Here is a 25,057-nt window from a genome sequence, read left to right as displayed (position 1 = left end):
CGATGATTGCCGGTGGGGCCCTCACCAGATCCGCACGCGCTTTTCGGGCGGCAGGTAGAGCTTGTCGCTCGGTTTCACCCCGAAGGCCTCGTACCAGGCATCGACATTGCGCACGACGCCGTTGACCCGGAACTCGCCGGGCGAGTGGACGTCCGAGACCACGCGGCGGCGGGTCTCGGCCTCGACCATGACATTGCGCCACAGCCTGCCCCACGACAGGAAGAAACGCTGGTCGCCGGTAAGGCCCCCGATCACCGGTGCCTTGCCCCCCATCCTCTCCGCGACGTAACGGCGATAGGCCGCATGGGCGACGGCGAGCCCGCCGAGATCGCCGATGTTCTCGCCGAGGTTCTGGCGGCCGTTGAGCTTCAGCCCGGGCAGGGGCTCGTAGCCGTCATACTGCTCGATCAGCCCTGCGGTGCGCTTCTCGAACTCGGCGCGGCTGGCATCGGTCCACCAGTTGCGCAGGCGGCCGTCACCGTCCTGCCGGCTGCCCTGATCGTCGAAGGCATGGCCGATCTCGTGCCCGATCACCGCCGCGATCGCGCCGAAATTGACGGCCGGATCGGCCCCGGGATCGAAGAACGGCGGCTGGAGGATGCCTGCCGGAAAGCTGATCGTGTTGCTCGAAGGCGAATAGCCGGCGTTGATCTCCTGCGGCGCATAGGGGAACTCCCATGGACGCGCGCCTTCCTCCAGCTTCCTGAGGCTGTCGTCGTGCGACCACCGCTGGAGGCGTGACTCGTTGCCGACGAGGTCGTCGGGCCCGATCCGCACGCCCGACCGGTCATGCCAGCGGGTCGGAAAGCCGATCTGCGTGGTGATCCGTTCCAGCTTGCGCAGCGCCTCGGCACGGGTCGGCGCATCCATCCAGTCGAGCTTCGCGATCCGCTCGGCATAGGTGGCGCGCAGGTAGCCGACCATGTCCTCGACCATCGCCCGGTCGGCGGCGCCGAAATGCCGGGCGACGTAGATCCGCCCGATTTCCTCGCCCAGCGCGGCATTGACGGCGGCGATGCTCTCGAACGCGGCCGGCCTGCGTGCGGGCGTGCCCTGGAGCTGCTTGCCGTGGAAGGCGAAGTGGGCCTCGACCCACGGCGCGGACAGCGACTTCGCCCAGTAATCGAGGGTCTTGAACATCAGGAAGGACTGCCAGTCCTCGACGGGCGTTGCGGCGAAGAGCTGCGCGACATCGCGGATGGCGGTGTCGGTGAGCACCTTGATGCGCGGCTGGCCGGCGATGCCCTGCTCGGCCAGGAAAGCGTCCCATGCGAACCCCGGCGCGAAGGCCTTGAGCTGGTCGGGGGACATGACGCTGTTCATCCGCACCACGTCGCGGGTCTGGGCGAGCGACCACTGGCGCTGGGCGATCGCCGTTTCCAGCGCCATCACCCGCTCGGCCCGGGCATCGGGACGGTCGATCCCGGCGCGGCGGAAGCTGTCCGCGATGTAGGCGAGCAGCGCCTTGCGGTGCCCTGCATAGGGCTCCTGATCGGCGAGGTAATAGTCGCGCGAGGGCATCGTCAGGCCGGCCACGCCGACTGCCGCGACATACCGGCCCGGGTTGTCGACATCGGACAGAACGCCCCCGGCGACGATGCCGTCCATCCAGGGATAGGCCATGATCCGGGCAAGGTCGGCCCGGTCGGAGGTGCCGCCGATGATCGCCAGCGTGCTGGCAATCGGGGACAGGCCCAGCGCGTTGCGGCGTTCCATGTCGGCGTGCGAGCGGTGGAAGTCGCCGATCATCTGCTCGGGGCTGCCCGGCTCGCCGCCCGCCTCGCGCGATGCCGCGATGATCGCGGCGACGCGCTGCTCGGTGGCGAGATAGACCTCGACCGAGGCATCGATGAAGGGCACGCCCTCCGGCGGCCTTGCGGTCTTCAGCCAGCCTTCGTTGACGTAGCGGTAGAAATCGTCGCCGGGGCGGATCGTCGCCGACAGGGACGCCGCATCGAGGCTCCGCTCGCCGTTTTGCGATGCGGTTTCCGACTGCGCGACGAGCGCCGGGCCGGGCAGGGCCAGCAGCGCGATCGTGCTGGCGCAAACAAGCAAGCTCCGCATCATCCCTCTCCTTTGCGGGTGGCGCGCGCGAAGCGGCGGCCGGAGCGAAGGAGGCTGCGGCTGACCGGGTTTGCCTCGGTCCCGGTCAGCCGCCTCGTGCCTTGCGCCTCTGCGCGAGACTTCGAGCCCTGATGGACGAACGGCCGTGTCAGTCCCGGCAGGTGCGGGGCGAGACGCTCTCGATCGAATAGATCGTGCCGCCGCTCGAGTTCGTGACGATGCACTGGCGCGATGCCTCGCGCCAGAAGGTCATGTAGCGCGTGTCGCCGGCGATCTTGTTGTCGCGCATCACGAAGCCGCGGCTCTGCAGCTGGCTGACGGCGTATTTGCGGTCCTGCCCCTGCAGGTCGTTGAATTCGGCATAGCCGCTGTAGCCGCCGCCGTAGTTGTAGCCGCCGCGGTAGCTCGTCTGGTTCGAGCGTTCGCGCACGCCGCTGTCATAGCCCGACGAATAGGAATCCGAGCGGTTGTAGTTGTGATAGGCCTGCCCATAGAGCCCGTCGCGGTGGCCGCGTTCGAACTCGGACATGCCGCGCTCGTCGTAGTCCGTGTCGCCGCGGTGGTGCGACTTGCTGGCGAGCGCCGCGATCCCGAGCAGCGCCGCCGCGCCGACCGCGACCGCCGCGGCCTTGTCGCCGCTGCCGCCCTTCTGGTTGCAGTCGGCATTGGTGGTCTGGTCGATCGACTGGAAATTGCCGTCGTAGGTGACGACCTTGATGCATTCCTTGGTGTTGCCGTTCCACCAGTAGTTGATCTTGCTGTCGTGATCGGCGTGGCCCGAGATCAGGTGGAAGCCGCGATATTCGAGCTGGTCATTGCCGCTCGAGCCGCGCGCGCCGACCAGATCGCGCACCGACGGCGGCGTCTTGGCGACCGCCGCGACCGGGGCGGCAACCATCGCCGCCGTGGCCAGCAGTCCGAACATCCTGCCTGCAAGTTTCATCAGCTTATCCCCCTCGTACACACCTTCGTTCCGATCAGGAACGTGACACATTCCCCTGCCCGGGGCATTGGACAAATCGGGCCACATGATGGGCGTTTTGCGCCATGCTGCGGCCTTCAGCCCAAAGTCCCGCGGGCCTTGAGCCCGTCGTCGCGCCAGCCCGCGCGGACGGTTTCGTTGCGCACCAGCCAGAGGCCGTAAAGGAACAGCGGACCGGTCAGCACCAGCCCGAAGGTCAGTTGCTGGAGTACCGAAGCGGGTTCGGGCGCGGGGCCGGTCGCGCCGCTGCCGACCAGGAACACGACGAAGTCCCACAAGGCGTGGATCGCCATGATCGGGATGATCGAGCGGGTGCGGATGCGGATCGCGAGATAGGCGGCGCCGCTCATGAAGGCGTTGAGCGCCTGCACCCCGGCCGCTGCCAGCTCGCCGGTCAGCACGGCGTTGAAGACATGGACCGAACCGAAGGTCGCCGAGACCAGCAGGAAGGCGGGCCAGAACGCGAATGCCCTGCGCGCGCCGCCCCACAGCACGCCGCGGAACGCCAGCTCCTCGCTGAAACCGACCATCGCCGTGTTGATCAGCACCATCGTCACCGCGACCGCGTCATGCGTGCCGGTGGCAAGCCCCAGCGTCGCGAGGCCCGCCAGATAGAGTGCCGGGAGCCACAGCAGCTTCCACCAGCCCGGCGGCGAGGGCGCGCGAAAGCCCATGTCGCGCCAGCCCGCGAGCCGCACCGCCACCAGCAGGAACGTCGCCGCCCCGGCGACGCCCCAGGCGAGGTTCCTCGTGATCAGCTCCTGCAGGGTGGTCGTCCCGTCGAGCAGCAGCGTGGGCACCACCATGGTGATCGCCGCCCAGACCGCGACGATGCCTGCGGCAAGCGCAAACCGCCCTGCAGGCGGCATCATGGCGCCTTCTCGGCAGCAGAGATGAAGCCGAGCACCATCCCCGCCAGAAGGACCAGCACGAAGGCGGCGAAAATCCCGCCCAGGGCGTTGGCCAGCGCCACGCCGTAGCCGCAGCCGAGCTTTGTGCGGAACCACAGGACCTGCTGCGACAGGTACCAGACGAGGCCGCCCCAGAAGATCGTATGGGCGACCAGCCCCGCGTTCGCATCGCCGACCTGCCACAGCAGCGTCGCCATGCCGATCATCAGGGCGATGGGCGCAGTCACGAAGCACTGGCTGTAGAACACCGGGCGCAGGGTCTCGCGGTCGAGCGCGATGCCGAGCTTTGCCATCAGGCGCAGCGACAGGACCAGCGGCAGCAGGCTGAAGATGAACACCCGGAAGATCAGCAGGTTCTGGGGATCGTGCAGGAAATGCGGGAGAGCCGACAGGTCCGAGGTGCGCAGGGCCAGCTCGACCAGATGGTTGAGCCCCAGGCACATCATCAGGAACAGCGGCGGGCTCAGCGTGTCGTTATACTGGTCCGACTGCACATCGCCGAGTTCGGTATCGGCATAGTCCATCATCCGCTGCGGATGGCGGAAGGTGAGGTAGAGGGTGCGCGGGAAGAACACCAGCATTACCATCACTTCGTAAAGCAGCTCCTCGAGCGACTTCAGAAGCTTCATGAAATCCATCGGCCGATCCCCCGAGCCGGTGTCGCGTCAGGCGAGAGGCGTCAGCCGCCGGTCACGAAGGCGTCCGGGATCTCGTAGGTTTCCTTGCCGAGCTTCGCGACCGTGATGTCGCCCTTCTTCTGCGAACTGATCGCCATCGCCGCGGTGCCGTCGGCCTCGGCGGTGCTGAAGCTCAGGAAGCTGCCGTCGGGATTGAAGAAGATCGCGCGCTTGGTCCCGTCGCCCAGCGCGACCTCGACCGTGATGCCCTCGGACGTGCGGATCACCCCGGCATCGCACATGCCGGCCGCCGCGCCCTTGTATCCGGCGCAGGGGACCTGCGCGGTGGCGTTGTAATCGGTCCCGGCGACCTTGGCATCTCCCTGACCGTCGCCCTCGCCAGGCATCGCGGCGCGGTCGTCCGGGATCGAGACGAGCGTCACGCCGTCGATCGTGGCAAGCACCTTGCCGCCGAGCTTGGCCGCTTCGTCCGCCGAGGGGCAGCCGACCAGCGCGGCGCTGTCGTCGAGGAAATCGACCGTCGCGGCGGATTCGCCGATCCGGCGGCACGGCGCGCCGGGGCCGGGATAGCCGTCGCCGACGACGGTGAGGCTGGCGGGCCATTCGAATTCCGTGGGCGCGGGCGTTTCGGAGCCCGTCGGCGCCCCGCCGCCGCAACCGGCCACCAGCACCATCATCATCCCCGACGCGGCGATCTTCGCGAAATTGTCCATGCCCGTTCTGTCCCCCTTCAGCGGCACCGGCCATGCGAGGCCCGGTCCTCAAGTTTGCGTGCCCATAGTGGGCAGGAATGGCCCTGCAATCCATTGTCATTCGTGGCCACCGGCTGGACAAATCGCGCCACGATTTCTCGCTCGGCTGGCGTATCCGCTTGCTCGTGCGGCGGTTTCTGCATAGTTTCGCAGCATCCGTAGCGTGGGGCGGGATCATCATCGTGCGGCCGGTCGACAGGACATCCTTGCAGCCGTCGGCGGGGCAACCCGGCGACCCGGGCGGCACTGCGCGCGACGCTGCCGAATTCGCCATCGCGATGATGGGGCCGCGCGCGGCAACCCGCGTTCCGACGGCGACCCTGCTGCATCTCGGCGAATGGCTGGGCTGGCCCGACTGGCTGCGTGCGGGTACCTCGCTGGCGCGCGGGAAGGGCCCCTTGCCCCCGATGATCTCGCGCGCCGACGACATCCGCATCATGGGCAACATCGTCGACAATGCCGATGTCTTCGCCCTCGTCGAGGCCATGCTGACGCGGCCGCGGCCGGCGCTCAGCCTCGCCGGCGAACTGGCGGTCCTGCACGGCCCCGATCTCGGCAGCTCGATCCGCATGGTCGCGCAGGGCCTCGCGGCGCGCAATCTGTGGGTCGTGGTGGACATGAAGGAGCAGGGGGCCGACTTCGTCATCGCCCTGCGCCCTGCATGGCCGATGGGGGAGCTGTTCCCGGCCTTCGCGCTCAGTGCGCTCACGCTGCTCCAGCGTTCGGTGGTCGCCTACCGCGGCGACCGGCTGGACGGCATGTCGATCGCCACCCGCTGGCACGATCATCCCGGAGCGCAGGGCGCACTGGCGGCCTTCGGCTGCCCGATCGCGCCGACGGGGGACGCCGAAACCCTGCGTTTCCCGCACGCGTGGCTGGGCCAGGCGAACCCGCATTTCGATCCGCTGGTCTGGGACGTGGCCTGCGCCAAGACCGCGGCTCTGGAGAAGGAGGTGCTCGGCGCCGAAGCCGTCGATCCGCTGCGCGCCTTCATCGTCGCGCAACTCGACGAGCTGAACCGCGTGCCGCGGCTCAAGCAGGCTGCGGCGCACCTCGGCATGTCGACCCGCACCATCGTGCGGATGCTGGCGCGCCACGGGACGAGCTTCCACAAGCTTGTCGAGGAGGAGCGCAAGGCCCGCGCCATTGTCCTGATCGGCGATCCCTCGGTCCCGCTGGCCGATGTCGCGCAGGCGCTCGGCTTCAGTGACATGTCGAGCTTCGGTCGTTCGTTCCGCGGGTGGTTCGGCGACACGCCCGGCCATCTGCGCCAGTCCGGCGGCGAACGGCGGGCGTCGGCCGGCTAGGCCGCGCGCAGCCTCACTTGCGGAACACCACCCTGGTGCTGCCGCTCACCATCTCGGCCAGCCGCGCCGCGTCCCAGTTCGTCAGCCGCACGCAGCCGTGGCTCTGGGTCCGGCCGATCGCCTCGGGGGCGGGGGTGCCGTGGATGCCGTAGTGCTCCTTCGAAAGGTCGATCCACACCACCCCGACCGGCCCGTTCGGCCCCGGGGGAAGCTGCTGCTTCTCCGCGCTGTCGGGCACGTCCCAGAACAGCGTCGGATCGAAGGAGAAGGGCGGGTTGTAGGCGACGCCCTTCACCTCCCAATCCCCGATCGGCAGCGGATCGTGCCGCGAACCGGTGGTCACGGTGAACATCGCCACCAGCCGGTCATCCGCATCATAGGCCTTGAGCCAGCCTTCGGATTCGTCGACGAGGATGCGCGCCACCTCGGGCTGGTCGGTGCCCACCCCGAGCGAGCGCAGCGTTTCGAGCCAGTCCTTGTTGTCGACCGCAGCGGCATCGATCGCATCGGCGCCGACATTGGGGACGCGCAGCTGCTGGCCGGGCGTGAACTGCGGCAGGGCGGCGGGACCCTGACCCGGCGACGCGGACGGCGAGGGGTTGCCCTGCGCGCCGGCGGGGCGCCCGCCGGGGTTCAGCTGCGCCAGCACCTCGGGGGTCGTGTGGAACCGCTCGGCGAGCTTTTCGGCCATGCTCTCGTAGCCGATGCGCGTCATCTGCGCCTGCGCGGCCATGTCATCGGGGACGGGAGCGAAGCGGACATCGCCCCATGACGCCGGGATGGTGACCACACGGGTTGCGGGAATGTTGTCCCACTGCGAGAGCGCCTCCCGCGTCGCCGCGTCGAGCTCGCCCGTCACCGGCAGGTCGCGCGATTCCTGTAAGCCCTCGATCGCATTGGCGAAGGACTGGCCTTCCTTGCCGTCGATGACGCCGGGGCCGAAGCCGAGCCGTTCGAGCACCACCTGCGCCTGCATGATCGGGCGATCCTCGCTGTCGGGCGGTCCGTCCGGGGCGGCTTCGCCCGGAGCGGGATCGCGCGAGGCCATCGCGTCCGCTCCGGCTTCGGCGGACGTTCCGGTCGGTGCAGGCGTGGCGGGGGCGTCCGGCTGGCCCGCCTCGCAGGCGGCGAGGGCGAAAAGCAGGGGGGCGCAGAACATGATGGTGCGCATGGGCGTTCCTTGCGTGGTCTGGACGTGTGGCGTGAGGTTCAGGCGCGCTCGCCCGTCACCCAGCGATGGGCCGCATCGTATGCGTCAGCCGGGAAGGCGCGGGATTCGAGCGGGAGCAGCTTGCCGAAGCCGTCGACTGCCGCCGCCGCGACGGCAGGAGCCCCGACCACCGCGTAGCGGCTGACCGGACCGATCGAGCGGAGGCTGGAGAGCAGCCCCTTGGGCGACAAGAAGGCGCCCGGCGCGAAACTCTCGGTCTGGCGCAGGTCGAGCAGCAGGCGCAGCTCGCCGCCTTGCGCGATGGCGTGGTCGACCAGCTCCGCCATCGCGACGACCTGCGCATGGTCGAGCCGGTGGTCGAAGGCGAAGATCAGGCAATGCGGCGGATCGGGCGAAGCGGCTGGTGCGGCGGGATCTGACATGGCGCCCATTGTCGCCGCCTTGCAGACACCGTCCCTAATCCAGGCGGCCAACCTCGATCAGGCGGGCGCGCCGGCCGGTCCTGCCAGATGAAATCCAGCATAATCAATCTATTGATCTGAGTTAACGCGCGGTCGTTCGGCGCATCGGCCTTTCGTCTGGGCGATAAGCGGGCAGCCCCGGACGCCCGCTTCGCTACACTCACCGCCACCCACAAGAAGGAGATTCACGATGACGCCCGACGGCCGCACTCCCTCCCCCCAAGGCTCGCAGTCCGAGGTTGCCGACGAGCTCCGGCAGGATGCCGGCCACCTCAAGGACAGCCTCGGCGCGCGCGCGAAGCAGGAAGCAGAAAGCCGCAAGGGGCAGGCGGCACAGGTCGCCGGCTCCGCGTCCTCGGCGCTCGACACCGCCGCACGAGACCTGCGCGACAATCCCGAGGCGCCGGAATGGATGGCCTCCGCCCTCCAGCAGGCCGCTCGCCGGATCGAGAGCCTCGCCTCCCATGTTGATGGCCGCAACATCGACGAACTGGGTGACGAGGTCGCTGAGTTCGCGCGGCGCAACCCCGGCACCTTCCTCGCAGCCTCCGCGGCGGCCGGCTTCGCTGCGGCCCGCGTGCTGCGTGCGGGCGTCGACAAGAAGCGCCACGAGCGCGGCGGCGACCGGTACGGCGGCGGGAACGGCAGCGATTTCCGCACCGCGCAGGACTGGCCCGCCGACGAGAACATCAGGCCGACCGAGGCCGGCGGCTATGCCCCGGCCTATGGCGGCGCCGGCGCCGATTTCGGGGGGACGACACGATGAACGATGTTCCCCGCACTCCCGCCCGCGGCGCCGCGCCGCCTGCGGGCGGTGACCACAACATCGTCGATCTGGTCGGCCGCCTGACCCAGCAGGGCGCGCATCTCGCCCGCGAGCAGGTGAGCCTGATGCAGGCCGAGATCCGCGAGGCGACGAACGACATCAAGGTCGCCGTCGGCGCGATGGTGGGTGCCGCGGTGGTCGGCATCGCCGGGCTCGGCGTGCTGCTGATGGGCATTGCCTATTACGTTGGCGATGCGCTCGACGATGTCCCGCTCGGCACAACGCTCGTCGGTGTCGTGACGCTGGTGATCGCGCTGATCATGTATGCCGGCGCGCGCAAGAAGGTGGGCGCGGCCAACATCAGGCCCGACCGCAGCATCGACACCCTCGCCGATACCCCTGCCGCCGTGACCGGCGACATTCCCCAATCCGGAGGACGATAAATGGCCCAGACACAAGACCAGCGCAGCCCCGAAGAGATCGAGCGCGAGATCCGCGCGACCCAGGCGGAGATGAGCCGCACCGCCCGCCAGATCGAAGGCGAGCTGACCCCGCGCAACATCATGGACGCCCTGCTCGACAAGGCCGGCGATAACGGGGTCGACGGGCGCTACCTGATCGACGCCGCGCGGCGCAATCCGCTGGCGCTCGGCATGATCGCCATCGGCGGACTGTGGCTCGTGAGCGATGCCGACGCCAGGCCCTCGGCGATGAAGCTGCCGATGGGACGGAACGGCGCCGGAAACGACGCCCAGGGCGACCACTGGCACCCCGAGCACCGCAGCTATGTCGAGCACATGGCGCGCTGCGAACCCCAGCCGGGGGAGGACGAGCAGAGCTATCGCCGCCGCCGCGATCACAGCCGGGCGAGCTACTTCATGCTCGAACAGGGCCACGACGAGGACGAGAGCGCCTTCCGCCGCCGGCTCGACGAGGCGACCGACGGGCTCCGCCAGCGCCGGGAGCGCATGAGCGAGGGTGCACGCGCCTTTGCCGGGCAATCGCGCGATCGCACCCGTCAGGCGATGGACGATGCACGCGGCTTCTATTTCGACAACCCGCTCCTGGGCGGCCTGGCGGCGGCCTTCGTCGGCGCGGTCGCCGGATCGGCCCTGCCCGCGACCCGGACCGAGGAGGACTATGTCGGCGGGCTCGGCGAACAGGCGCTCGATGCCGCAGGCTCGCGCGCGCGGCAGGCGGGCGAGGAGGTGCGTCATCGCAAGGACGACATGCTGGACGAGGTCGACCACCGGCTCGGCGTCGGCGAGACCGACGGGGAAGGCGGCAGCGACCGTCCGCCGCGCTTCGGCGAGCAGGCCTGACGCGAAGGGCGGCGGCGCGGGAGCCCGCGCCGCCGCCTTCGGCCTAGAGCACCCGCATCACCGCAAAATCGATCGGCTTGAAGGTGCCCCCGTTCGAGGCATAGGCCGAACAGGCGGTGAGACCCACGACCAGATCCATCTCCGCCCGGAAGCGGACGAGATCGCCGGGCTTCGTCTGCGGCGGGAGCACCGCCAGCCTGCCGTCCGGCGCGATGGTCACGTTCATGAAAATGTTGAACGCCGCCGGAATGCTGTCCGGCTTGACCCCGAAGGGCGCGAGCGCCTCGGCAAGATTGCCGAAGCAGCCGCGATGCACCGGCTTGTCGGGATAGAAGTGGCGGAAGGTGTCCTCGGAGCAGGGCGTCAGCAGGAAATCGTGGTGCGGGGCGGTGTCCTCGATGATCGTCAACATCACCCGCGAGCGGTTCGACCACAGCCGCGCGCCGGTGGTGAGCCGCAGGCTTTCCTCGTAATCGAAGGTGCGTCCGTTGGAGAGCATCTCGCGCGGATCGTCGGCCGACACGGCCAGCATGTCGCTGACCTGGCCGCCTTCCGGGTCGATCACGGTGAGTTCCGCCCCCCGCGGCAGGCGCACGGCAATCCCGCTGCGCGGCGCGATCCGCTCGATCACGATCCCCGCCCGCCCGGGGCGAAGGGGCAGACCCAGTCCTCGCCGACCATGCGCCCGCTGTACTGCCGCGCCTCGCTTGTCTCGCCGTGACGGGCGAGCATGGGGTTGGGCTCGCCGTCGAGCGCCGCGTCGCGGGCGAGGATGACCTCCCGCATCCGCTCGTAGCGTTCGGCCTCGCGCAGCGCGCTGAACTGGTCGTGCAGGTTGAAGACGATCGTCGGCGACGGTGCGCGGCGGGCGGCACGCGAGGCCTGCGGGTGGAGCCCGACCGCAAAATACGCCCTCCCGCCGAAGCTGAGTGCGAAGGAAGGATCGCGCGGATCGTCGCTGTAGCCCGGCGCCGGGACAAAGCCGCGCGCGCGGTCGATGGCGGTGAGCGCGGAGAGCCTGTCCCAAAGGGCTGCCTCGAAGGCCTCCTCGTCCAGCCCGCGCGGTCCGGCGAAGACCACGGCGAGGCTGCGGAAGGTTCCCTCCTCGCCGTCAGGCTCCCCGCTCCACCGCGCGATCCGGTCGTGGATGCGCAGGTCGTCGGCGCGGCTGGCGATCGAGAGGGCGGCCTCCACCGCAAGTCCCCCCTGCGCGAGGGCGGACTTGGCGCCGACACAGGGGAAATCGGGCTGTTCGATCAGGTCGATCAGCCCGGCCTCGAGCCATTCGCGCATGGCGGGGGCGGGAGCGGGGGGCATTGCGTGGCCCGGGGGGACGATATGTCTGGTCCGGATATTCACGCAAGCAGGGTAACGGTGCATCCCGGACGCGAACCCGCCCAGGTTAGGCCGGCGGGCAATCCGCGGCGGCTGTGCGCCCGCCTGCCGCATAGATGCGGTCGACGAGCTGTGCCGTGTCGATGAAGCGCAGGGCCTCCGGATCGAAGGCCGCATTCCCGGCGAGCCGCTCCGCCCAGGCCGCGGCGGCGCGCCCGCCCCAGTCGTCGGGCGGGGCGATCAGCCTTTCCGTGGCGGTGCCGCGGTGATGGAGCAGCTCGAAATCGTAGAAGCTGCCGCCGACATTGCGCAGGCTCGCGCCGCCGTGTGTGCCATAGAAGCTTGCCTCGATCCGCGCGTCCTCGCCCGCATGCAGGCGCCACGACTGCGCCAGCCGCACCGCCGCGCCGCCGGCGAGCGCAAAGCTTGCGACGGCGTAATCCTCGACCGCCTCGGGATTCTCGTCCAGCGGGCGCCCGCCTGCGAAAAGGCGCGCGGTGACGTTCTCCACGGCAGGAAACCCGGTCAGCCACAGGGCAAGGTCGACGAGGTGCACGCCGAGATCCATCACGCAGCCGCCGCCCGCCGCGGCGGGATCGTAGAACCACGCCTTGTCGGGGCCATAGGCGTTGTGGAACACCAGATCGGCCGCGAAGATCTCTCCGAGCGCGCCCGATTGCACCAGTTCGGCAAGGGCCGTCGCGGCGGCGGTCGTGCGGTAGGAGAAATCGACCGCGAGCAGGCGGTCGGCTGCCTGTGCCGCCTCGACCACCCGGCGCGTCTCGGCGGCGTCGCGGCCGAGCGGCTTCTGGCAGAACACCGCCATGCCGCGCTCCAGCGCCGCGATGGCCTGGCCGGCGTGGAGTGCGCTCGGGGTCGCGATCACCACCCCTTCGAGCCCGGCGTCGAGCAGGCTCTCGTAGCATGTCAGGATCGCCGCGCCCGGCGCCAGCGCCTGCGCCTCGCGGGCGCAGGCCTCGTCGGGATCGACGATTGCCACGATCTCGACCGCGCCGGTCGCGGCGATGGCGCCGAGGCGGTGGCGGCCGATCCAGCCGGTGCCGAGGAAGCCGATCCGCGGGCTGGTCATGCGAGGTCGATCAGCGCCTTGACGAAGCCCTGCGGCTTGTCGCGCGTCGCATCGAGCGCCTCGCCGAGCTGCGCGAGCGGGTAGCGGTGGGTGTAGAGCGGCGCGGGGTCGAGCCGCCCGCTGGCGACCGCCGCCACTGCTTCGCTGAGGCCCCGCAGCTGCACCTGCGGGTCGCGCTCGTGGGCGTTGATCACGTCGATGCCCTTCCAGTTCCAGCCCTGCATGTCGACCTGCCGGGGGCCGTCCTGATGGTACCCCGCGATCACCAGCCGCCCGCCGAAGCCGACCAGCTCTCCGGCAAGGTCGAGCGGCCATTGCTTGCCGACGCATTCGATCACCCGCTCACACAGCGCCTCGCCGGTGATTTCCGCCACGGCGTCGATGATCCGCCGGTGATCGTCCATCGCGATGGTGTGGGACGCGCCGTAGTGGCGGGCCAGCGCGAGCGATTCCTCGCGGCGCGAGATGGCGATGACCTCGGCCCCGGCTTCGCTGGCGAGCCGGGTCAGCACCGCGCCGAGGAAACCGATGCCGATGATCGCGACCCTCTGGCCGGGTGCGATGTCGCTACGGCGGAAGATGTTGAAGGCGCAGCCCAGCGCCTCGCCGGGGAAGGGTTGGCCGTCGAGCTCCGGCGGCAGCCTGGCCACCATGGCCGCCGGAACGCAATCGGCCTCGGCATAGGAGCGATAGGAGAGCGCGGCGACCCGGTCGCCCGCCGCGAGGCCATCGACCCCGGGCCCGGTCGCCTCGATCCGTCCCCAGCCCTCGTGGCCGAGATCGCCGGGCGGGGTGGGGTAGCGCATCCATTCGGGGCCCGCCCAGGGGGTGAGGTTGGAGGCGCACACGCCGCAGCCCTCGAGCCGCACGCGCACCTCGCCGGGGCCGGGTTCGGGCAGGGGCACCTCGGCGATCGCCACTGCGCCCGGGCCTGTCAGAACGGCAGCGCGCATCGCTCAGGCCGCCGCCGCGATGAAGGCTTCAAGCACGGCCCAGGCCTCGTCGTCGGGTATTTGGCGAGGCGGGTGCTTGCAGAACCACGCCGCGGCCGGGTGGATCGGGCCGGCAAGGCCCCGGTCGCTGGCGAGCTTGGCGCAGCGGATCATGTCGATCGCCACGCCCGCCGAATTGGGCGAATCCTCGACCGACAGGCGCAGCTCGAGGTTCATCGGCACGCCCCCGAACATCTCGCCCTCCATCCTCAGGAAACATACCTTGTTGTCGTTCTGCCACGCGACGTAGTCGGAGGGGCCGACATGGATGTTCTCGTCGGCAAGCCGCGCGGCGGCGACCGATTGCACGGCTTCGGTCTTGGAGACCTTCTTGGCCGCGAGGCGCTTGCGTTCGAGCATGTTGAGGAAGTCGGTGTTGCCCCCGGTGTTCAGCTGGTAGGTGCGTTTCAGCTCCACCCCGCGCTTCCTGAACAGGTCGGTGAGCACCCGGTGGACGATGGTCGCACCGAGCTGGGCCTTGATGTCGTCGCCGATGATCGGGACGCCGGCCGCGCGGAACCGCTCGGCCCAGTCGGGATCGCTGGCGATGAACACCGGGATGGCGTTGACGAAGGCGACCCCGGCCTCCAGCGCGCAGCCGGCGTAGAACTCGCTCGCGGCCTGCGATCCGACGGGCAGGTAGTTCATCATCACGTCCGCGCCCGTATCGCGCAGGGCCGCGACCACGGCCTCGCGGTCGGGCTCGGGGGCGTCCGAGGGCAGGAAGGTGCGATCCTCCGGATAGTCGTGCATGTGCGGGGCGATGCCGTCGAGCTTGCGGCCCATGCGCACCTTGGCGCCGGTCGGCTCGACAGTCTCGCAGAAGCGCGCGGTGCAGTTGGGCCGGGCGAAGATCGCCTCGGCGACGTCGCGCCCGACCTTGCGCCGGTCGATGTCCCAGGCGGCGCAGATGCGGATGTCGCCGGGTTGGTAGCCGCCGATCCGGCGGTGCATCAGCCCGGACGTGTCGTTCGCGCCGCCGCGGTAATGGGCGATGCCTTGGACCAGCGAACTGGCGCAGTTGCCGACGCCGACAAGGGCGACGTTGATCGTGCCGCTCGGGGGGGGCAGCATGTCGGTCTCCTGGGTTGGCGCGCGCGTCACGCGCGGGCGGACTGGCGCACCGGGCGGGCGGGCGCGTAGCGCTCGGTCATCTCGGTGCAGAAATCGGCGAAGGCCTGCGGGTCGCGCGCGCAGGAGGTGTGGTGCGCCTCGACGCCGAGGTGTTCGGGGGTGAAGCAGTAGGTGACCATCACCTCGAAGGGGGCGAGCGCCTCCATCTGCCGGTCGAACCAGTCGAGCGCGCCGGGGCGGAAGCGGTCGGCCCAGCTGAGGCCGGTGCGCAGTTTGCGCACGCCGAGGTCCTTCATGATCCGCACGGCATCGTCGAGGCGCGGGTCCTCGAAATGGAACCACTGCATCAGCCCCATGCGGTCCGCGACGCGGGCGTAGTGCTCGAGCGCCGGCTTGGGGCTCCCGTCGGCGCGGATCAGGCCCATGTGGAAGTGGCGGTAGTAGCTCGATCCTTCCGCCTCGCGGTGCCGCGTCTCCGCTCCCCATGCCTGCGGCAGGTCGAACAGCGAATACCAGTAGACATTCGGAACCCGCCCGATCAGCAGTTCCGCGGTGCGGTCGAGGCCGAAGACCTGCACCTCGTCCGCGCCGAAGCTGCCGACGCCGACTTCGGTCGCCCACACCGGCTTGTCGGGCACGACCGCCTCGATCTCGGCGATCTTTTCGGGCCAGGCGTGGATCGGCCACAGGTTCCAGTCGAGCGGGAAGCCGTGGACGGCGACCACGTCGACTTCGTCCAGAGCGCCGTGGCCGCGCATTTTCTGGACCCAGTGCGGGTCGATCGGCGACATCCCGCCGAGCACCCGCGTCACCTCCGGATTGACCGCCGCGATCGCGCGGCCGGCGCGGATCACCGTGTCGGCATAGATCGCCCAGTCGGGGTCGAGCTCGGGGTTCCAGTGCGACTTGTTGTTGGGCTCGTTCCAGATCATCGCCGCCTCGATCATGCGCGTGCCCCTTTTGCCGGATAGGCTGCTCCGGCGCCGAGGTCCGCAAAGGGCACGGGGGCGATGCGGCAGAGGTAGGTCTCGGCCTCGATCTGCGCCTCGACGACAAAGCCCGCCGCGCGCAGCATCGCCTGCGAGCAGGCGGCATTGGGGGCCCACCAGTTCGACCAGTCGCCCGCGAATTCGTGCTCGATGAAGTGCATCTTCGGATAGCCCGGCTCGTCGAAATAGGCGGGGGGATCGAAGGTACCGGGCTTGTGGAAGGGGTGGTCGGCGGGCGGATCGAATACGGCGGCGCTGCCCTGCTGCATCGTCTGGAACAGCAGCATGTCGCCCGCAACGTGCTCGCGGATCAGATCGAGCGCGAGCAGCGGGTGGCGCAGGTGATAGAGCACGCCCATGAAGATCACGAGATCAAAGGTCTCGCCGAGCGAAGCGACGTCGTAGACATCGCCTCGCGCGAACTCGATCTGCGGGAATCCCAGCGTGTCCGACGCCAGCCGCGCCTGTTCGAGGTAGCGCGGGTCGCTGTCGATCCCGAGCACCCGCGCCGCGCCCCGCCGGGCCATCGCGATCGCGTGGAAACCGGCGTTGCAGCCGATGTCGAGCACCGATTTGCCGGTCAGGTCGGCGGGCAGGGCGTCGGCGAAGCGGCGATACTTGAAGGCGGGGTAATCGCCGAGGAAATGGTCGGGCGCGGTCGTGATCCCGTTGCCGAGGTCGATGTTGTGGAACCACGGCGCCAGCGCCTCGACACGCGCGCGCAGGCTTTCGGCGGAGCGGTCGCGCAGGGCGGGGCGGGGGGCATCGGCCATCGTCACGCGGTCCGCTCGTTGACCGACAGCACGCGCTCGCCCCACGGCCCGGCGGCGATCCGCGTGACCGAGGCGGGGTCGATGTCGAAGGCGAGGATGCGGTCGAGCGACAGGCCGAGCACGCCTGCGACCGCGGCGCGGATCACGTCGGCGTGGCTCACCATCGCGACGACCAGCCCCTCGGCCCGGCGCGCGACGGCGCGCAGGTGGGCGAGGACGCGCTCCTGCACCGCGATCATCGCCTCGCCCCCCGGTGCACGGGCGGCGCCGCGCCGGGCGTTCCATTCCTGCCAGCGCGGATCGCCGTCGAGCGTGGCGAATTCCTGTCCGGTCCATTCGCCGAAATCGACCTCGTCGAGCGCCTCTGCCACCGTCACGGGTGCGCGGCGCACCATCGTCAGCACCTGCGCGGTCTCGCGCGCCCGGCGTACGGGGCTGGTCTGCACTTCGTCGACGCCTTCGCCCCCCAGCCGCCGCGCCAGCCGCATTGCCTGGGCGCTGCCCGCCTCCGACAGCGGCACGTCGCCGGCACGGCCGCACAGCACATGCCCAAGCTGCGAATGCGCTGCATGGCGGACGAGTATGATCGTGGCTGTCATGATGCTCCCGAGGATCGTGCGAAGGAAAGTAGAAGCCGACTCGCAGCGCCCTCTCAAGGAGGCAGGTTGCCAAACTGGATTATGGCCGGAGAGGTCGAATTCGCTTCATCGCCAATATTATGGCGTTCGGCTCGTTAAGCGGACCGATCAACATGAGTTAGCCTCACCATTTAGAAGGCAGCCGCCCTGCTTCGATTAGGTACTTACCAGAAGAAGAACCTTGTCGGGCGGGAGAGCTGTTTTGTCGGAAAGAATTCTGGTCACCGGCGGCGCCGGCTTCATCGGCCGCCATCTGTGCCGCGAACTGCTCGCCCGCGGTCACGAGGTGCGGGTGCTCGACGCGCTGATCGAGCAGGTGCACCCCGGCGGCGAGCGCCCCGCCGACCTTCCGGACGACGTCGAGCTCCTGCGCGCCGACATCCGCGACGGCGATGCCGTGGCGCGCGCGCTGGCAGGGGTCGATCGCGTGGTCCATCTCGCCGCCGAAGTCGGGGTCGGACAGTCGATGTACGAGGTCGAACGCTACACCGCGGCCAACGACCTCGGCACCGCGGTCCTGATGGAGCGGCTGATCGACAATCCGGTCAAGCGCATCGTCACCGCCTCCTCGATGAGCATCTACGGCGAGGGTCTCTACCGCGATGCCGATGGCGCGCTGGTCGAGGATGCCGCGCGCGGGGTGCTGCGCGACGGGCAGCGTGCATGGGACCCGCTCGATGATCGCGGGCGGCCGCTGACCCCGGTGGCGACGCCCGAATGGAAATCCGCCGACCTCGCCTCGGTCTATGCGCTGGGCAAGTTCGTGCAGGAACGCATGACCCACATCATGGCCGCGCCCTACGGGATCGAGAGCACCTGCCTCAGGCTGTTCAACGTCTACGGGCCGGGCCAGGCGCTCTCCAATCCCTATACCGGCGTTCTGGCGATCTTCGCCGCGCGGCTGCTCAACGGCCAGCCGCCGATGATCTTCGAGGACGGTGAGCAGCGTCGCGACTTCGTCCATGTCGCCGACGTCGCCCGCGCCTTCGCCGATGCGCTCGATCATCCTGCGGCGGCGGGCGGGACCTTCAACATCGGCTCGGGCGAGGACCGCTCGGTCAGGCAGGTGGCGCGCGCGCTCGCCGAGGCGATGGGGCGCAACGATTGCGAGGCCGAGATCGTCGGCAAGGCGCGAACCGGCGACATCCGCCACTGCTATTGCGACACCACGCTGGCGCGCGAGACGATCGGCTTTTCGGCGCGGCAGGACTTCGGCGAGGGGCTTGCCGACCTAGCCGATTGGCTCGCCGGGCAGACCGCCGAGGACCGCGCCGAGCGGGCGCGCGGCGAGCTCGAAGCGCGCGGGCTCGTGGCATGAGACTGGAGGAGGGCCTGACCATCCTCGTCACCGGGGGTGCGGGCTTCATCGGCTCCAATCTCGCCATGCGCCTGCTGGAGCGCGGTTGCCGGGTGCGGATCCTCGATTCGCTCGAGCGGCCCGGGACCGGGCGCAATCTGGAGTGGCTGACCGCGCGGCACGGCGACCGGGTCGAGCCGGTGGTGGCCGACCTGCGCGACCCCGCTGCCGTCGCACGCGCCGTGCGCGGGGTGGACGGGGCCTTCCACTTCGCCGCTCAGGTGGCGGTGACGACCAGCCTGGCCGACCCTGCGTCGGATTTCGCCGTCAATCTCGGCGGCACCTTCGCCCTGCTCGAGACCCTGCGCCACGAGCGGCCCGGCGCGCCGCTGATCTTCGCCTCGACCAACAAGGTCTATGGCGATCTTGCCGACATTGCCCTGACGCAGGGGCGCGACGGTTATGCGCCCGCCGCGCCCGATCTCGCCGCCCACGGCGTGGGCGAAGCGCGCCCGCTCGATTTCCACACGCCCTACGGCTGCTCCAAGGGCGCGGCGGACCAGTATGTGCTCGATTACGCGCGCAGCTACGGGATGCCGGCGGCGGTGCTGCGGATGAGCTGCATCTACGGCGAGCGCCAGATGGGCACCGAGGATCAGGGCTGGGTCGCGCACTTCCTCCTGCGCGCGCTGGCAGGCGAGACGATCACGCTCTACGGCGACGGGCATCAGGTGCGCGACATCTGCGACGTGGCCGACACCTGCGCCGCCTATCTCGCCGCCTTCGAGCGGATCGACAGCATCGCCGGCCGCGCCTTCAACTGGGGCGGCGGGCCGGACAACGCGGTGAGCCTGCTGACGGTGGTCGGCGAGATCCGGCGCATTCTCGGCACCGCGCCGCCCGTCACCTTTGCCGACTGGCGCGCGGGCGACCAGCGGTGGTTCGTCGCCGACACCCGCGCCGTGGATGCCGCGCTGGGCCTCGGCCCGCGCAAGGGCTGGCGCACCGGCCTCACCGACCTTGCTGCATGGCTCTCTGCCAACCGCGCGGCGTCCGCCCCTCCCGCCGCACCGGCGCCTGCGCGCGAGCAGGTGTGGTGAGCCGCATGGATGCCGGCCATGTCCTGATGACCACCGACGCGGTGGGCGGCGTGTGGCAATATGCGACCGGCCTTGCGGCAGAACTGGCGGGCGAGGGCTACGGCGTTACCCTGGCGGTGATGGGCCCTGCTCCCGATGCCGCCCAGCGCCGCTGCCTGGATGGCGCGGCGGGCGTGCGGCTGGTCGAGACCGGCCTGCCGCTCGACTGGATGTGCGACAACCCCGCCGAGGTCGCCGCCGCCGCCCTCGGCCTTGCGCGCCTTGTCCGGGCCTGCGGTGCCGACCTGTTGCACTGCAACTCGCCCGCGCTGCTCGGCGCCGCGCCCTTTCCCGTCCCCGTGCTGGCTGCCGCGCATGGCTGCATCACCACCTGGTGGCAGGCCGCAAGAGGCGGCGCACCGGTCGATCCCGCGCTCGCCTGGCACGGCGACCTGATGCGACGCGGGCTGTGCGTGGCCGACGCCGTGGTCGCGCCGAGCGCCAGCTTTGCCGCCACGCTCGAGGCGACCTACGGCCTCACCCGCCGCCCGCTGGTGGTGCACAATGGCCGCCCGCCTGCCGACGCGCTGCAACCCGGCGCGCACCGGCTCGATGCCGCTCTGGTGGTGGGACGGATGTGGGACCCGGTCAAGAACGCCGCGCTGATCGATGCGGTAGCGGCGCGGCTCGACCTGCGCTTTCTCGTCGCGGGGCAGCTGAGCGGGCCACACGGCGAGGAGGCCGCCTTCGCCCATGCCGTGGCGCTCGGCGCGCTGCCCGATGCGGACCTCGCCGCGCTCCTCGCGCTGCGTCCGATCTTCGTGTCGGCAGCGACTTTCGAGCCTTTCGGCCTCTCCGTGCTCGAGGCTGCCGGGGCGGGGTGCGCGCTGGTGCTGTCCGACATCCCGACCTTCCGCGAACTGTGGGACGGGGCGGCGGTCTTCGCCGATCCGCGCGATGCGGCTGGCTTTGCCGCCGCCATCGCGCGGCTGCACGCCGATCCCGACGCGCGCCGCTCGCTGGGCGAAGCGGCGCAGGCGCGCGCGCTGCGCTTCACTCCGGCCGCGATGGCGCGCGGCGTTACCGCCATTTACCGCCGGCTCTTGGCCGGCCGCGAGGTCGCCGCATGAAGATCGCCTGGTTCACCCACTCGCTCGCTTCCTGCTGGAACCACGGCAACGCCCATTTCCTGCGCGGGGTGCTCGACGAACTGATCGCGCGCGGCCACGATGCGGTCGCCTTCGAGCCGGCCGATGCGTGGAGCCGCACCAACCTGCTCGCCGATCACGGGGCAGCCGGCATCGCGGCCTTCACCCGCGCCTATCCGCGCCTTGCTTCGGTCATCTACCCGTTCGAGGCCGATATCGGCGCGCTGGTCGAGGGTGCGGACCTCGTGATCGTCCACGAATGGAACGATCCCGCGCTGGTCTCGCGTTTCGGCGCGCTCCGGAAGCAGGGCGCAAGGTTCCGCCTGCTGTTCCACGACACCCACCACCGCGCCGTCAGCGAACCTGCGGCGATGCGCGCCTATGACCTCAGCGGCTATGACGGCGTGCTCGCCTTCGGAGAGACGCTGGCCGAGGTCTATCGCGGCTGGGGCTGGGGGGACCGGGTGCACGTGTGGCACGAGGCCGCCGATACCCGCCGCTTCCATCCGCCCGCAGTGGAGGAACCCCGCGAGGGGCTGGTGTGGATCGGCAACTGGGGCGACGGGGAACGTTCGACCGAGATCGAGGAATTCCTCCTCGCCCCCGCCGACGCGGCGGACCTGCCGCTCGACATCTACGGCGTGCGCTACCCGCAGGCGGCGCTGGCGACGCTGGCGCAATACGGCGCGCGCTATCGCGGCTGGGCGGCGAACCCGCGCGCGCCGGAAATCTTCGCGCGCCATTGCGCCACCGTCCACGTGCCGCGCCGCTTCTACGTCGAGGCGCTCCCCGGCATCCCCACCATCCGCGTCTTCGAGGCGCTCGCCTGCGGCATTCCGCTGGTCTGCGCACCCTGGGACGATGCCGAAAGCCTGTTCCGCCCCGGCACCGACTACCTCGTCGCGCGGGACGGGGCGGAGATGACCGCGCACCTCACCGCTCTCGCCAACGACCCCGCGATGCGTGCGCAACTGGCCGCCGACGGCCTCGCGACGATCCGCGCACGCCACACCTGCGCGCACCGGGTCGACGAACTGCTCGCGCTGGTCGGCCAGACCGAAAGGGAGACCGCATGAACATCGCCTTCTACGGATCGAGCCTGCTGTCCTCGTACTGGAACGGGGCGGCGACCTATTACCGCGGCATCCTGCGCGCGCTGGCGGAGCGGGGGCACCGGATCACCTTCTACGAACCCGACGCCTTCGACCGCCAGCAGCATCGCGACATCGACCCGCCCGTATGGGCCGAGGTGGTGGTCTGGCCCGCGACGCCCGAAGGCCTCGCCGGCGTTCTCGCCGAGGCGGGCGCGGCGGATGTGGTGATCAAGGCCAACGGCGTCGGGGTCTATGACCGCGAACTGCTGGAGGGCGTGCTCGCCCGCGCCGCACCCCATGCGCTCAGGATATTCTGGGACGTCGATGCCGCCGCCACTCTCGACGAGATGCGCCGCGATCCCGCCCATCCGGTGCGCGCCGCGCTGCCCCGGCTGGACATGGTCTTCACCTATGGCGGCGGCCCCCCGGTGGTCGCGGCCTACGAGGGCTTCGGCGCGAAGGAATGCGTGCCGGTCTACAACGCGCTCGACCTCACCACCCACGTCCCCGTCCCGCCCGATCCGCGCTTCGCCTGCGATCTCGCCTTCCTCGCCAACCGCCTGCCCGACCGCGAGGCGCGGGTGGAGGAGTTCTTCCTGAAGCCCGCCGCGCTGCTGCCCGAAAGGCGCTTCCTGATCGGCGGCAACGGCTGGGCCGACAAGCCGATGCCGGGCAACGTGCGCGCCATCGGCCATGTCGGCACCGCCGAGCACAACGCCTTCAACGCCACGCCGCTCGCCGTGCTCAACGTCGCGCGGGATTCGATGGCCGAGGTCGGCTTCTCGCCCGCCACCCGCGTCTTCGAGGCGGCGGGGGCGGCGGCCTGCCTCATCACCGACGCCTGGGAGGGCATCCCGATGTTCCTAGAGCCCGACCGTGAAATCCTCGTCGCCCGCGACGGGCAGGACGTTGCCGACCACCTCGCCGCCCTCACGCCCGAACGCGCCCGCGCGATCGGCGCGGCGGCGCTCGAGCGGGTGCGCCGCGAGCACACCTACGAACTGCGCGCCGTGATCGTCGACCGGGTGCTCCACCGCCTCGCCGAAGCGCGGCGCGAGGTGGCGGCATGAGGCTCGTCGTCCTCGGGCTCGCGCTGTCCTCCTCGTGGGGCAACGGCCACGCCACCACCTTCCGCGCGCTGCTCGCCGCCTTCGCCGCGCGGGGGCACGAGGTGCTGTTCCTCGAACGCGACGTGCCCTGGTATGCCGGGCACCGCGACCTCGCCGATCCGGATTTCTGCGACCTCGCATACTACGACAGCCTCGCCGCACTCGCGGACTGGCGCGAGACAATCGCGGAGGCCGACGCGGTGATGGTCGGCTCCTACGTGCCCGAGGGCATCGCGGTCGGCGCCTTCGTGCAGGCCCATGCGCGGGGGCTGACGTGCTTCTACGACATCGACACCCCCGTGACCCTCGCCGCGCTCGACCGGGGGGAATGCGACTACCTCTCGCGCGAGGTGCTGGCGGGATACGATGTCTATTTCTCCTTCACCGGCGGGCCGACGCTGGAGCGGCTGGAGCGCGAATACGGCGCCCGCGCCGCACGGGCGCTCTACTGCTCGGTCGACACGGCGCGCTACCGCCCGCTGGAGGTGCCGGTGCGCTGGGATCTCACCTATCTCGGCACCTACAGCCCCGACCGCCAGCCGACGCTCGAACGGTTGCTGATCGCGCCCGCCCGCGCGCGGCCCGATCTGCGTTTGGCCGTCGCCGGGCCGCAATATCCCGAGGACATCGACTGGCCCGCCAATGTCGAGCGGATCGCGCATCTGCCGCCCGCCGACCACCCCGCCTTCTACTCGGCCTCGCGCTTCGCGCTCAACGTCACCCGCGCCGACATGATCGCCGCCGGTTGGTCGCCCTCGGTCCGCCTGTTCGAGGCGGGGGCCTGCGGGACGCCGATCATCTCCGACCGCTGGGACGGGATCGACAGCCTGCTCGCCCCGGGGCGCGAGATCATCCTTGCCCAAGACAGCGCCGACGTGCTCGCCGCGCTGGGCCGCGATGCCCGCGCCATCGGCACGGCGGCCCGCGCCGCGGTGCTCGCGCAGCACAGCGCCGAGGCCCGCGCCGCCGGGTTCGAGGCCGATCTCGCCCGCGCCATCGCCGGACGCAGCAACGACAAGGCAGACCCTGCCGACAGGAGAGAAGTGGCATGACACGACAAGAGGATGGCTGGACCCTGGTGGCCGGCGGCGCGGGCTTCATCGGCTCGCACCTGTGCCGCACGCTGCTGGAGGCCGGCGAGCGCGTGCTGTGCCTCGACAATCTCCAGACCGCGCGCCTCTCCAATCTCGATGCCCTGTCGGAATACCCGGCGTTCCGCTTCGTGCGCGGCGACATCTCGCAGGCCCTGCCGGTCGCGATCACCCGCGAGACCGGCGCGATCGCGCGCATCTACAACCTCGCCTGCGCCGCCTCGCCGGTGCTCTACCAGGCCGATCCCGAGCACACGATGCTGACCAATGTGGTCGGCACCGACCGGCTGCTGCGCCTTGCCGAGCAGGCGGGGGCGCGCTTTCTGCTGGCCTCGACCAGCGAGGTCTATGGCGATCCCGATGTCCACCCCCAGCCCGAGGCCTATCGCGGCAACGTAAGCTGCACCGGCCCGCGCGCCTGCTACGACGAGGGCAAGCGCGCCGCCGAGACGCTCGCCTTCGATTTCGCGCGGGGGCGGCGGGCGGATGTGCGGGTGGCGCGGATCTTCAACACCTATGGCCCCCATATGCGCATGGACGACGGGCGGGTGGTGTCGAATTTCATCTGCCAGATCCTCGCGGGCGAGCCGCTGACGATCTACGGCGCGGGCAGCCAGACCCGCAGCTTCTGCTATGTCGCGGACACGGTCGACGCGCTGATCCGGCTGATGCGCGCCGAGATGCGCGAGCTGGTGCCGGTCAACATCGGCAACCCGCACGAGATCACCATCGCCGAACTGGTCGAGACGCTGGGCGCGATCGCGGCGCGACCGGTGCGCGTCACCCACCGCGACCTGCCGGTCGACGATCCCGAACGCCGCCGTCCCGACATCGCACGGGCGCGCGCCTTGCTGGGCTGGGAGCCGGCGACGCCGCTGTCGGCGGGGCTGCGTCAGACCTTCGCCTGGTTCGCCGCCGAGCGCCGCGCGCTCGCGGCTGCGCCGCCGGTGGTGCGCGTCACCGCCGCCGGGTGA

Annotated in this window: 26 protein-coding genes; 11 read left to right on the top strand and 15 right to left on the bottom strand. The window is 70.3% G+C overall.

What is annotated here, in order from left to right:
• Nucleotides 1–21: 21 nt before the first annotated feature.
• The 5 genes from ACMX37_RS12355 to ACMX37_RS12335 form a co-directional block, all read right to left on the bottom strand.
• Nucleotides 22–2,064 (bottom strand): M13 family metallopeptidase, encoded by a 2,043-nt coding sequence (locus ACMX37_RS12355; protein WP_483146210.1) that lies wholly within the window; start codon nucleotides 2,062–2,064, stop codon nucleotides 22–24.
• 148 nt (nucleotides 2,065–2,212) lie between these two features.
• Entirely contained in the window at nucleotides 2,213–3,007 is a 795-nt protein-coding gene (locus ACMX37_RS12350) for a hypothetical protein (RefSeq protein ID WP_483146209.1), read from the bottom strand.
• A 116-nt stretch (nucleotides 3,008–3,123) separates the two neighbouring features.
• Nucleotides 3,124–3,918, bottom strand: coding sequence for a CPBP family intramembrane glutamic endopeptidase (locus ACMX37_RS12345; protein WP_483146208.1), 795 nt, complete (start codon nucleotides 3,916–3,918; stop codon nucleotides 3,124–3,126).
• On the bottom strand, nucleotides 3,915–4,595 hold the full coding sequence (locus tag ACMX37_RS12340; protein WP_483146207.1) for a hypothetical protein: 681 nt from the start codon (nucleotides 4,593–4,595) through the stop codon (nucleotides 3,915–3,917). Before ACMX37_RS12340 ends, ACMX37_RS12345 begins: the two co-directional genes overlap by 4 nt.
• A gap of 41 nt (nucleotides 4,596–4,636) precedes the next feature.
• Nucleotides 4,637–5,308, bottom strand: a complete 672-nt coding sequence (locus ACMX37_RS12335; protein WP_483146206.1) for a hypothetical protein — start codon at nucleotides 5,306–5,308, stop codon at nucleotides 4,637–4,639.
• A gap of 77 nt (nucleotides 5,309–5,385) precedes the next feature.
• Here ACMX37_RS12335 and ACMX37_RS12330 point away from each other — a divergent pair, with 77 nt between their 5' ends.
• Nucleotides 5,386–6,654 carry a helix-turn-helix transcriptional regulator gene (locus tag ACMX37_RS12330; protein ID WP_483146205.1) on the top strand — a complete coding sequence of 423 codons (1,269 nt, stop codon included), beginning with the start codon at nucleotides 5,386–5,388 and terminating at the stop codon, nucleotides 6,652–6,654.
• Nucleotides 6,655–6,667: 13 nt separating this feature from the next.
• On the opposite strand, the gene ACMX37_RS12325 is transcribed toward ACMX37_RS12330, so the two are convergent.
• Both ACMX37_RS12325 and ACMX37_RS12320 read right to left on the bottom strand, forming a co-directional pair.
• Nucleotides 6,668–7,825 carry a L,D-transpeptidase family protein gene (locus ACMX37_RS12325; protein WP_483146204.1) on the bottom strand — a complete coding sequence of 386 codons (1,158 nt, stop codon included), beginning with the start codon at nucleotides 7,823–7,825 and terminating at the stop codon, nucleotides 6,668–6,670.
• A gap of 38 nt (nucleotides 7,826–7,863) precedes the next feature.
• Nucleotides 7,864–8,256, bottom strand: a complete 393-nt coding sequence (locus tag ACMX37_RS12320; RefSeq protein WP_483146203.1) for a SpoIIAA family protein — start codon at nucleotides 8,254–8,256, stop codon at nucleotides 7,864–7,866.
• Between the two features lie 220 nt (nucleotides 8,257–8,476).
• Here ACMX37_RS12320 and ACMX37_RS12315 point away from each other — a divergent pair, with 220 nt between their 5' ends.
• Genes ACMX37_RS12315 through ACMX37_RS12305 form a run of 3 tightly spaced genes read left to right on the top strand, consistent with a single transcriptional unit; the run spans nucleotide 8,477 to nucleotide 10,374 of the window.
• Nucleotides 8,477–9,052 carry a hypothetical protein gene (locus tag ACMX37_RS12315; protein WP_483146202.1) on the top strand — a complete coding sequence of 192 codons (576 nt, stop codon included), beginning with the start codon at nucleotides 8,477–8,479 and terminating at the stop codon, nucleotides 9,050–9,052.
• The gene (locus ACMX37_RS12310; RefSeq protein WP_483146201.1) at nucleotides 9,049–9,495 is read left to right on the top strand and encodes a phage holin family protein; all 447 of its coding nucleotides are present in this window, start codon (nucleotides 9,049–9,051) and stop codon (nucleotides 9,493–9,495) included. The genes ACMX37_RS12315 and ACMX37_RS12310 overlap by 4 nt, the downstream gene beginning before the upstream one ends.
• Complete coding sequence (locus ACMX37_RS12305) at nucleotides 9,496–10,374, top strand: DUF3618 domain-containing protein (protein WP_483146200.1); 879 nt, start codon at nucleotides 9,496–9,498, stop codon at nucleotides 10,372–10,374. It begins immediately after the preceding gene.
• 43 nt (nucleotides 10,375–10,417) lie between these two features.
• Here ACMX37_RS12305 and ACMX37_RS12300 read toward each other — a convergent pair whose 3' ends face one another.
• The 8 genes from ACMX37_RS12300 to ACMX37_RS12265 form a co-directional block, all read right to left on the bottom strand.
• Nucleotides 10,418–11,002, bottom strand: a complete 585-nt coding sequence (locus tag ACMX37_RS12300) for a DUF1989 domain-containing protein (protein ID WP_483148410.1) — start codon at nucleotides 11,000–11,002, stop codon at nucleotides 10,418–10,420.
• Complete coding sequence (gene gntA / locus ACMX37_RS12295) at nucleotides 11,002–11,691, bottom strand: guanitoxin biosynthesis heme-dependent pre-guanitoxin N-hydroxylase GntA (protein ID WP_483146199.1); 690 nt, start codon at nucleotides 11,689–11,691, stop codon at nucleotides 11,002–11,004. Before gntA ends, ACMX37_RS12300 begins: the two co-directional genes overlap by 1 nt.
• An 85-nt stretch (nucleotides 11,692–11,776) precedes the next feature.
• The gene (locus ACMX37_RS12290) at nucleotides 11,777–12,799 is read right to left on the bottom strand and encodes a Gfo/Idh/MocA family protein (protein WP_483146198.1); all 1,023 of its coding nucleotides are present in this window, start codon (nucleotides 12,797–12,799) and stop codon (nucleotides 11,777–11,779) included.
• Nucleotides 12,796–13,752, bottom strand: coding sequence for an MDR/zinc-dependent alcohol dehydrogenase-like family protein (locus ACMX37_RS12285; RefSeq protein WP_483146197.1), 957 nt, complete (start codon nucleotides 13,750–13,752; stop codon nucleotides 12,796–12,798). Before ACMX37_RS12285 ends, ACMX37_RS12290 begins: the two co-directional genes overlap by 4 nt.
• A 3-nt stretch (nucleotides 13,753–13,755) precedes the next feature.
• Nucleotides 13,756–14,865, bottom strand: a complete 1,110-nt coding sequence (locus ACMX37_RS12280) for an inositol-3-phosphate synthase (protein ID WP_483146196.1) — start codon at nucleotides 14,863–14,865, stop codon at nucleotides 13,756–13,758.
• Between the two features lie 26 nt (nucleotides 14,866–14,891).
• Complete coding sequence (locus ACMX37_RS12275; protein WP_483146195.1) at nucleotides 14,892–15,812, bottom strand: beta-xylosidase; 921 nt, start codon at nucleotides 15,810–15,812, stop codon at nucleotides 14,892–14,894.
• Nucleotides 15,809–16,627, bottom strand: a complete 819-nt coding sequence (locus ACMX37_RS12270) for a TIGR04290 family methyltransferase (protein WP_483146194.1) — start codon at nucleotides 16,625–16,627, stop codon at nucleotides 15,809–15,811. Before ACMX37_RS12270 ends, ACMX37_RS12275 begins: the two co-directional genes overlap by 4 nt.
• 2 nt (nucleotides 16,628–16,629) lie before the next feature.
• Complete coding sequence (locus ACMX37_RS12265) at nucleotides 16,630–17,226, bottom strand: histidine phosphatase family protein (protein WP_483146193.1); 597 nt, start codon at nucleotides 17,224–17,226, stop codon at nucleotides 16,630–16,632.
• A 241-nt stretch (nucleotides 17,227–17,467) separates the two neighbouring features.
• On the opposite strand from ACMX37_RS12265, the gene ACMX37_RS12260 reads away from it, so the two are divergent.
• The 7 genes from ACMX37_RS12260 to ACMX37_RS12230 are packed head-to-tail and all read left to right on the top strand — an operon-like array spanning nucleotide 17,468 to nucleotide 25,057.
• On the top strand, nucleotides 17,468–18,583 hold the full coding sequence (locus ACMX37_RS12260; protein ID WP_483146192.1) for an NAD-dependent epimerase/dehydratase family protein: 1,116 nt from the start codon (nucleotides 17,468–17,470) through the stop codon (nucleotides 18,581–18,583).
• Complete coding sequence (locus ACMX37_RS12255) at nucleotides 18,580–19,662, top strand: SDR family NAD(P)-dependent oxidoreductase (protein WP_483146191.1); 1,083 nt, start codon at nucleotides 18,580–18,582, stop codon at nucleotides 19,660–19,662. Before ACMX37_RS12260 ends, ACMX37_RS12255 begins: the two co-directional genes overlap by 4 nt.
• A 5-nt stretch (nucleotides 19,663–19,667) precedes the next feature.
• Nucleotides 19,668–20,771 carry a glycosyltransferase family 4 protein gene (locus ACMX37_RS12250; RefSeq protein WP_483148409.1) on the top strand — a complete coding sequence of 368 codons (1,104 nt, stop codon included), beginning with the start codon at nucleotides 19,668–19,670 and terminating at the stop codon, nucleotides 20,769–20,771.
• Complete coding sequence (locus tag ACMX37_RS12245) at nucleotides 20,768–21,865, top strand: CgeB family protein (protein WP_483146190.1); 1,098 nt, start codon at nucleotides 20,768–20,770, stop codon at nucleotides 21,863–21,865. The genes ACMX37_RS12250 and ACMX37_RS12245 overlap by 4 nt, the downstream gene beginning before the upstream one ends.
• The gene (locus tag ACMX37_RS12240) at nucleotides 21,862–22,953 is read left to right on the top strand and encodes a CgeB family protein (RefSeq protein WP_483146189.1); all 1,092 of its coding nucleotides are present in this window, start codon (nucleotides 21,862–21,864) and stop codon (nucleotides 22,951–22,953) included. The genes ACMX37_RS12245 and ACMX37_RS12240 overlap by 4 nt, the downstream gene beginning before the upstream one ends.
• Complete coding sequence (locus ACMX37_RS12235) at nucleotides 22,950–24,044, top strand: CgeB family protein (RefSeq protein ID WP_483146188.1); 1,095 nt, start codon at nucleotides 22,950–22,952, stop codon at nucleotides 24,042–24,044. Before ACMX37_RS12240 ends, ACMX37_RS12235 begins: the two co-directional genes overlap by 4 nt.
• Nucleotides 24,041–25,057 (top strand): NAD-dependent epimerase/dehydratase family protein, encoded by a 1,017-nt coding sequence (locus ACMX37_RS12230; RefSeq protein ID WP_483146187.1) that lies wholly within the window; start codon nucleotides 24,041–24,043, stop codon nucleotides 25,055–25,057. Before ACMX37_RS12235 ends, ACMX37_RS12230 begins: the two co-directional genes overlap by 4 nt.

The organism is Porphyrobacter sp. THAI-01a, assembly GCF_056868655.1.
This window is presented reverse-complemented; position numbering and strand designations above follow the sequence as displayed.

Bases quoted from the DNA above. Each gene is read 5' to 3' on its own strand.
- ACMX37_RS12355 (WP_483146210.1), bottom strand. From the start codon at position 2,064: ATGCGGAGCTTGCTTGTTTGCGCCAGCACGATCGCGCTGCTGGCCCTG.
- ACMX37_RS12350 (WP_483146209.1), bottom strand. From the start codon at position 3,007: ATGAAACTTGCAGGCAGGATGTTCGGACTGCTGGCCACGGCGGCGATG.
- ACMX37_RS12345 (WP_483146208.1), bottom strand. From the start codon at position 3,918: ATGATGCCGCCTGCAGGGCGGTTTGCGCTTGCCGCAGGCATCGTCGCG.
- ACMX37_RS12340 (WP_483146207.1), bottom strand. From the start codon at position 4,595: ATGGATTTCATGAAGCTTCTGAAGTCGCTCGAGGAGCTGCTTTACGAA.
- ACMX37_RS12335 (WP_483146206.1), bottom strand. From the start codon at position 5,308: ATGGACAATTTCGCGAAGATCGCCGCGTCGGGGATGATGATGGTGCTG.
- ACMX37_RS12330 (WP_483146205.1), top strand. From the start codon at position 5,386: ATGGCCCTGCAATCCATTGTCATTCGTGGCCACCGGCTGGACAAATCG.
- ACMX37_RS12325 (WP_483146204.1), bottom strand. From the start codon at position 7,825: ATGCGCACCATCATGTTCTGCGCCCCCCTGCTTTTCGCCCTCGCCGCC.
- ACMX37_RS12320 (WP_483146203.1), bottom strand. From the start codon at position 8,256: ATGGGCGCCATGTCAGATCCCGCCGCACCAGCCGCTTCGCCCGATCCG.
- ACMX37_RS12315 (WP_483146202.1), top strand. From the start codon at position 8,477: ATGACGCCCGACGGCCGCACTCCCTCCCCCCAAGGCTCGCAGTCCGAG.
- ACMX37_RS12310 (WP_483146201.1), top strand. From the start codon at position 9,049: ATGAACGATGTTCCCCGCACTCCCGCCCGCGGCGCCGCGCCGCCTGCG.
- ACMX37_RS12305 (WP_483146200.1), top strand. From the start codon at position 9,496: ATGGCCCAGACACAAGACCAGCGCAGCCCCGAAGAGATCGAGCGCGAG.
- gntA (WP_483146199.1), bottom strand. From the start codon at position 11,691: ATGCCCCCCGCTCCCGCCCCCGCCATGCGCGAATGGCTCGAGGCCGGG.
- ACMX37_RS12290 (WP_483146198.1), bottom strand. From the start codon at position 12,799: ATGACCAGCCCGCGGATCGGCTTCCTCGGCACCGGCTGGATCGGCCGC.
- ACMX37_RS12285 (WP_483146197.1), bottom strand. From the start codon at position 13,752: ATGCGCGCTGCCGTTCTGACAGGCCCGGGCGCAGTGGCGATCGCCGAG.
- ACMX37_RS12280 (WP_483146196.1), bottom strand. From the start codon at position 14,865: ATGCTGCCCCCCCCGAGCGGCACGATCAACGTCGCCCTTGTCGGCGTC.
- ACMX37_RS12275 (WP_483146195.1), bottom strand. From the start codon at position 15,812: ATGATCGAGGCGGCGATGATCTGGAACGAGCCCAACAACAAGTCGCAC.
- ACMX37_RS12270 (WP_483146194.1), bottom strand. From the start codon at position 16,627: ATGGCCGATGCCCCCCGCCCCGCCCTGCGCGACCGCTCCGCCGAAAGC.
- ACMX37_RS12265 (WP_483146193.1), bottom strand. From the start codon at position 17,226: ATGACAGCCACGATCATACTCGTCCGCCATGCAGCGCATTCGCAGCTT.
- ACMX37_RS12255 (WP_483146191.1), top strand. From the start codon at position 18,580: ATGAGACTGGAGGAGGGCCTGACCATCCTCGTCACCGGGGGTGCGGGC.
- ACMX37_RS12250 (WP_483148409.1), top strand. From the start codon at position 19,668: ATGGATGCCGGCCATGTCCTGATGACCACCGACGCGGTGGGCGGCGTG.
- ACMX37_RS12245 (WP_483146190.1), top strand. From the start codon at position 20,768: ATGAAGATCGCCTGGTTCACCCACTCGCTCGCTTCCTGCTGGAACCAC.
- ACMX37_RS12240 (WP_483146189.1), top strand. From the start codon at position 21,862: ATGAACATCGCCTTCTACGGATCGAGCCTGCTGTCCTCGTACTGGAAC.
- ACMX37_RS12235 (WP_483146188.1), top strand. From the start codon at position 22,950: ATGAGGCTCGTCGTCCTCGGGCTCGCGCTGTCCTCCTCGTGGGGCAAC.
- ACMX37_RS12230 (WP_483146187.1), top strand. From the start codon at position 24,041: ATGACACGACAAGAGGATGGCTGGACCCTGGTGGCCGGCGGCGCGGGC.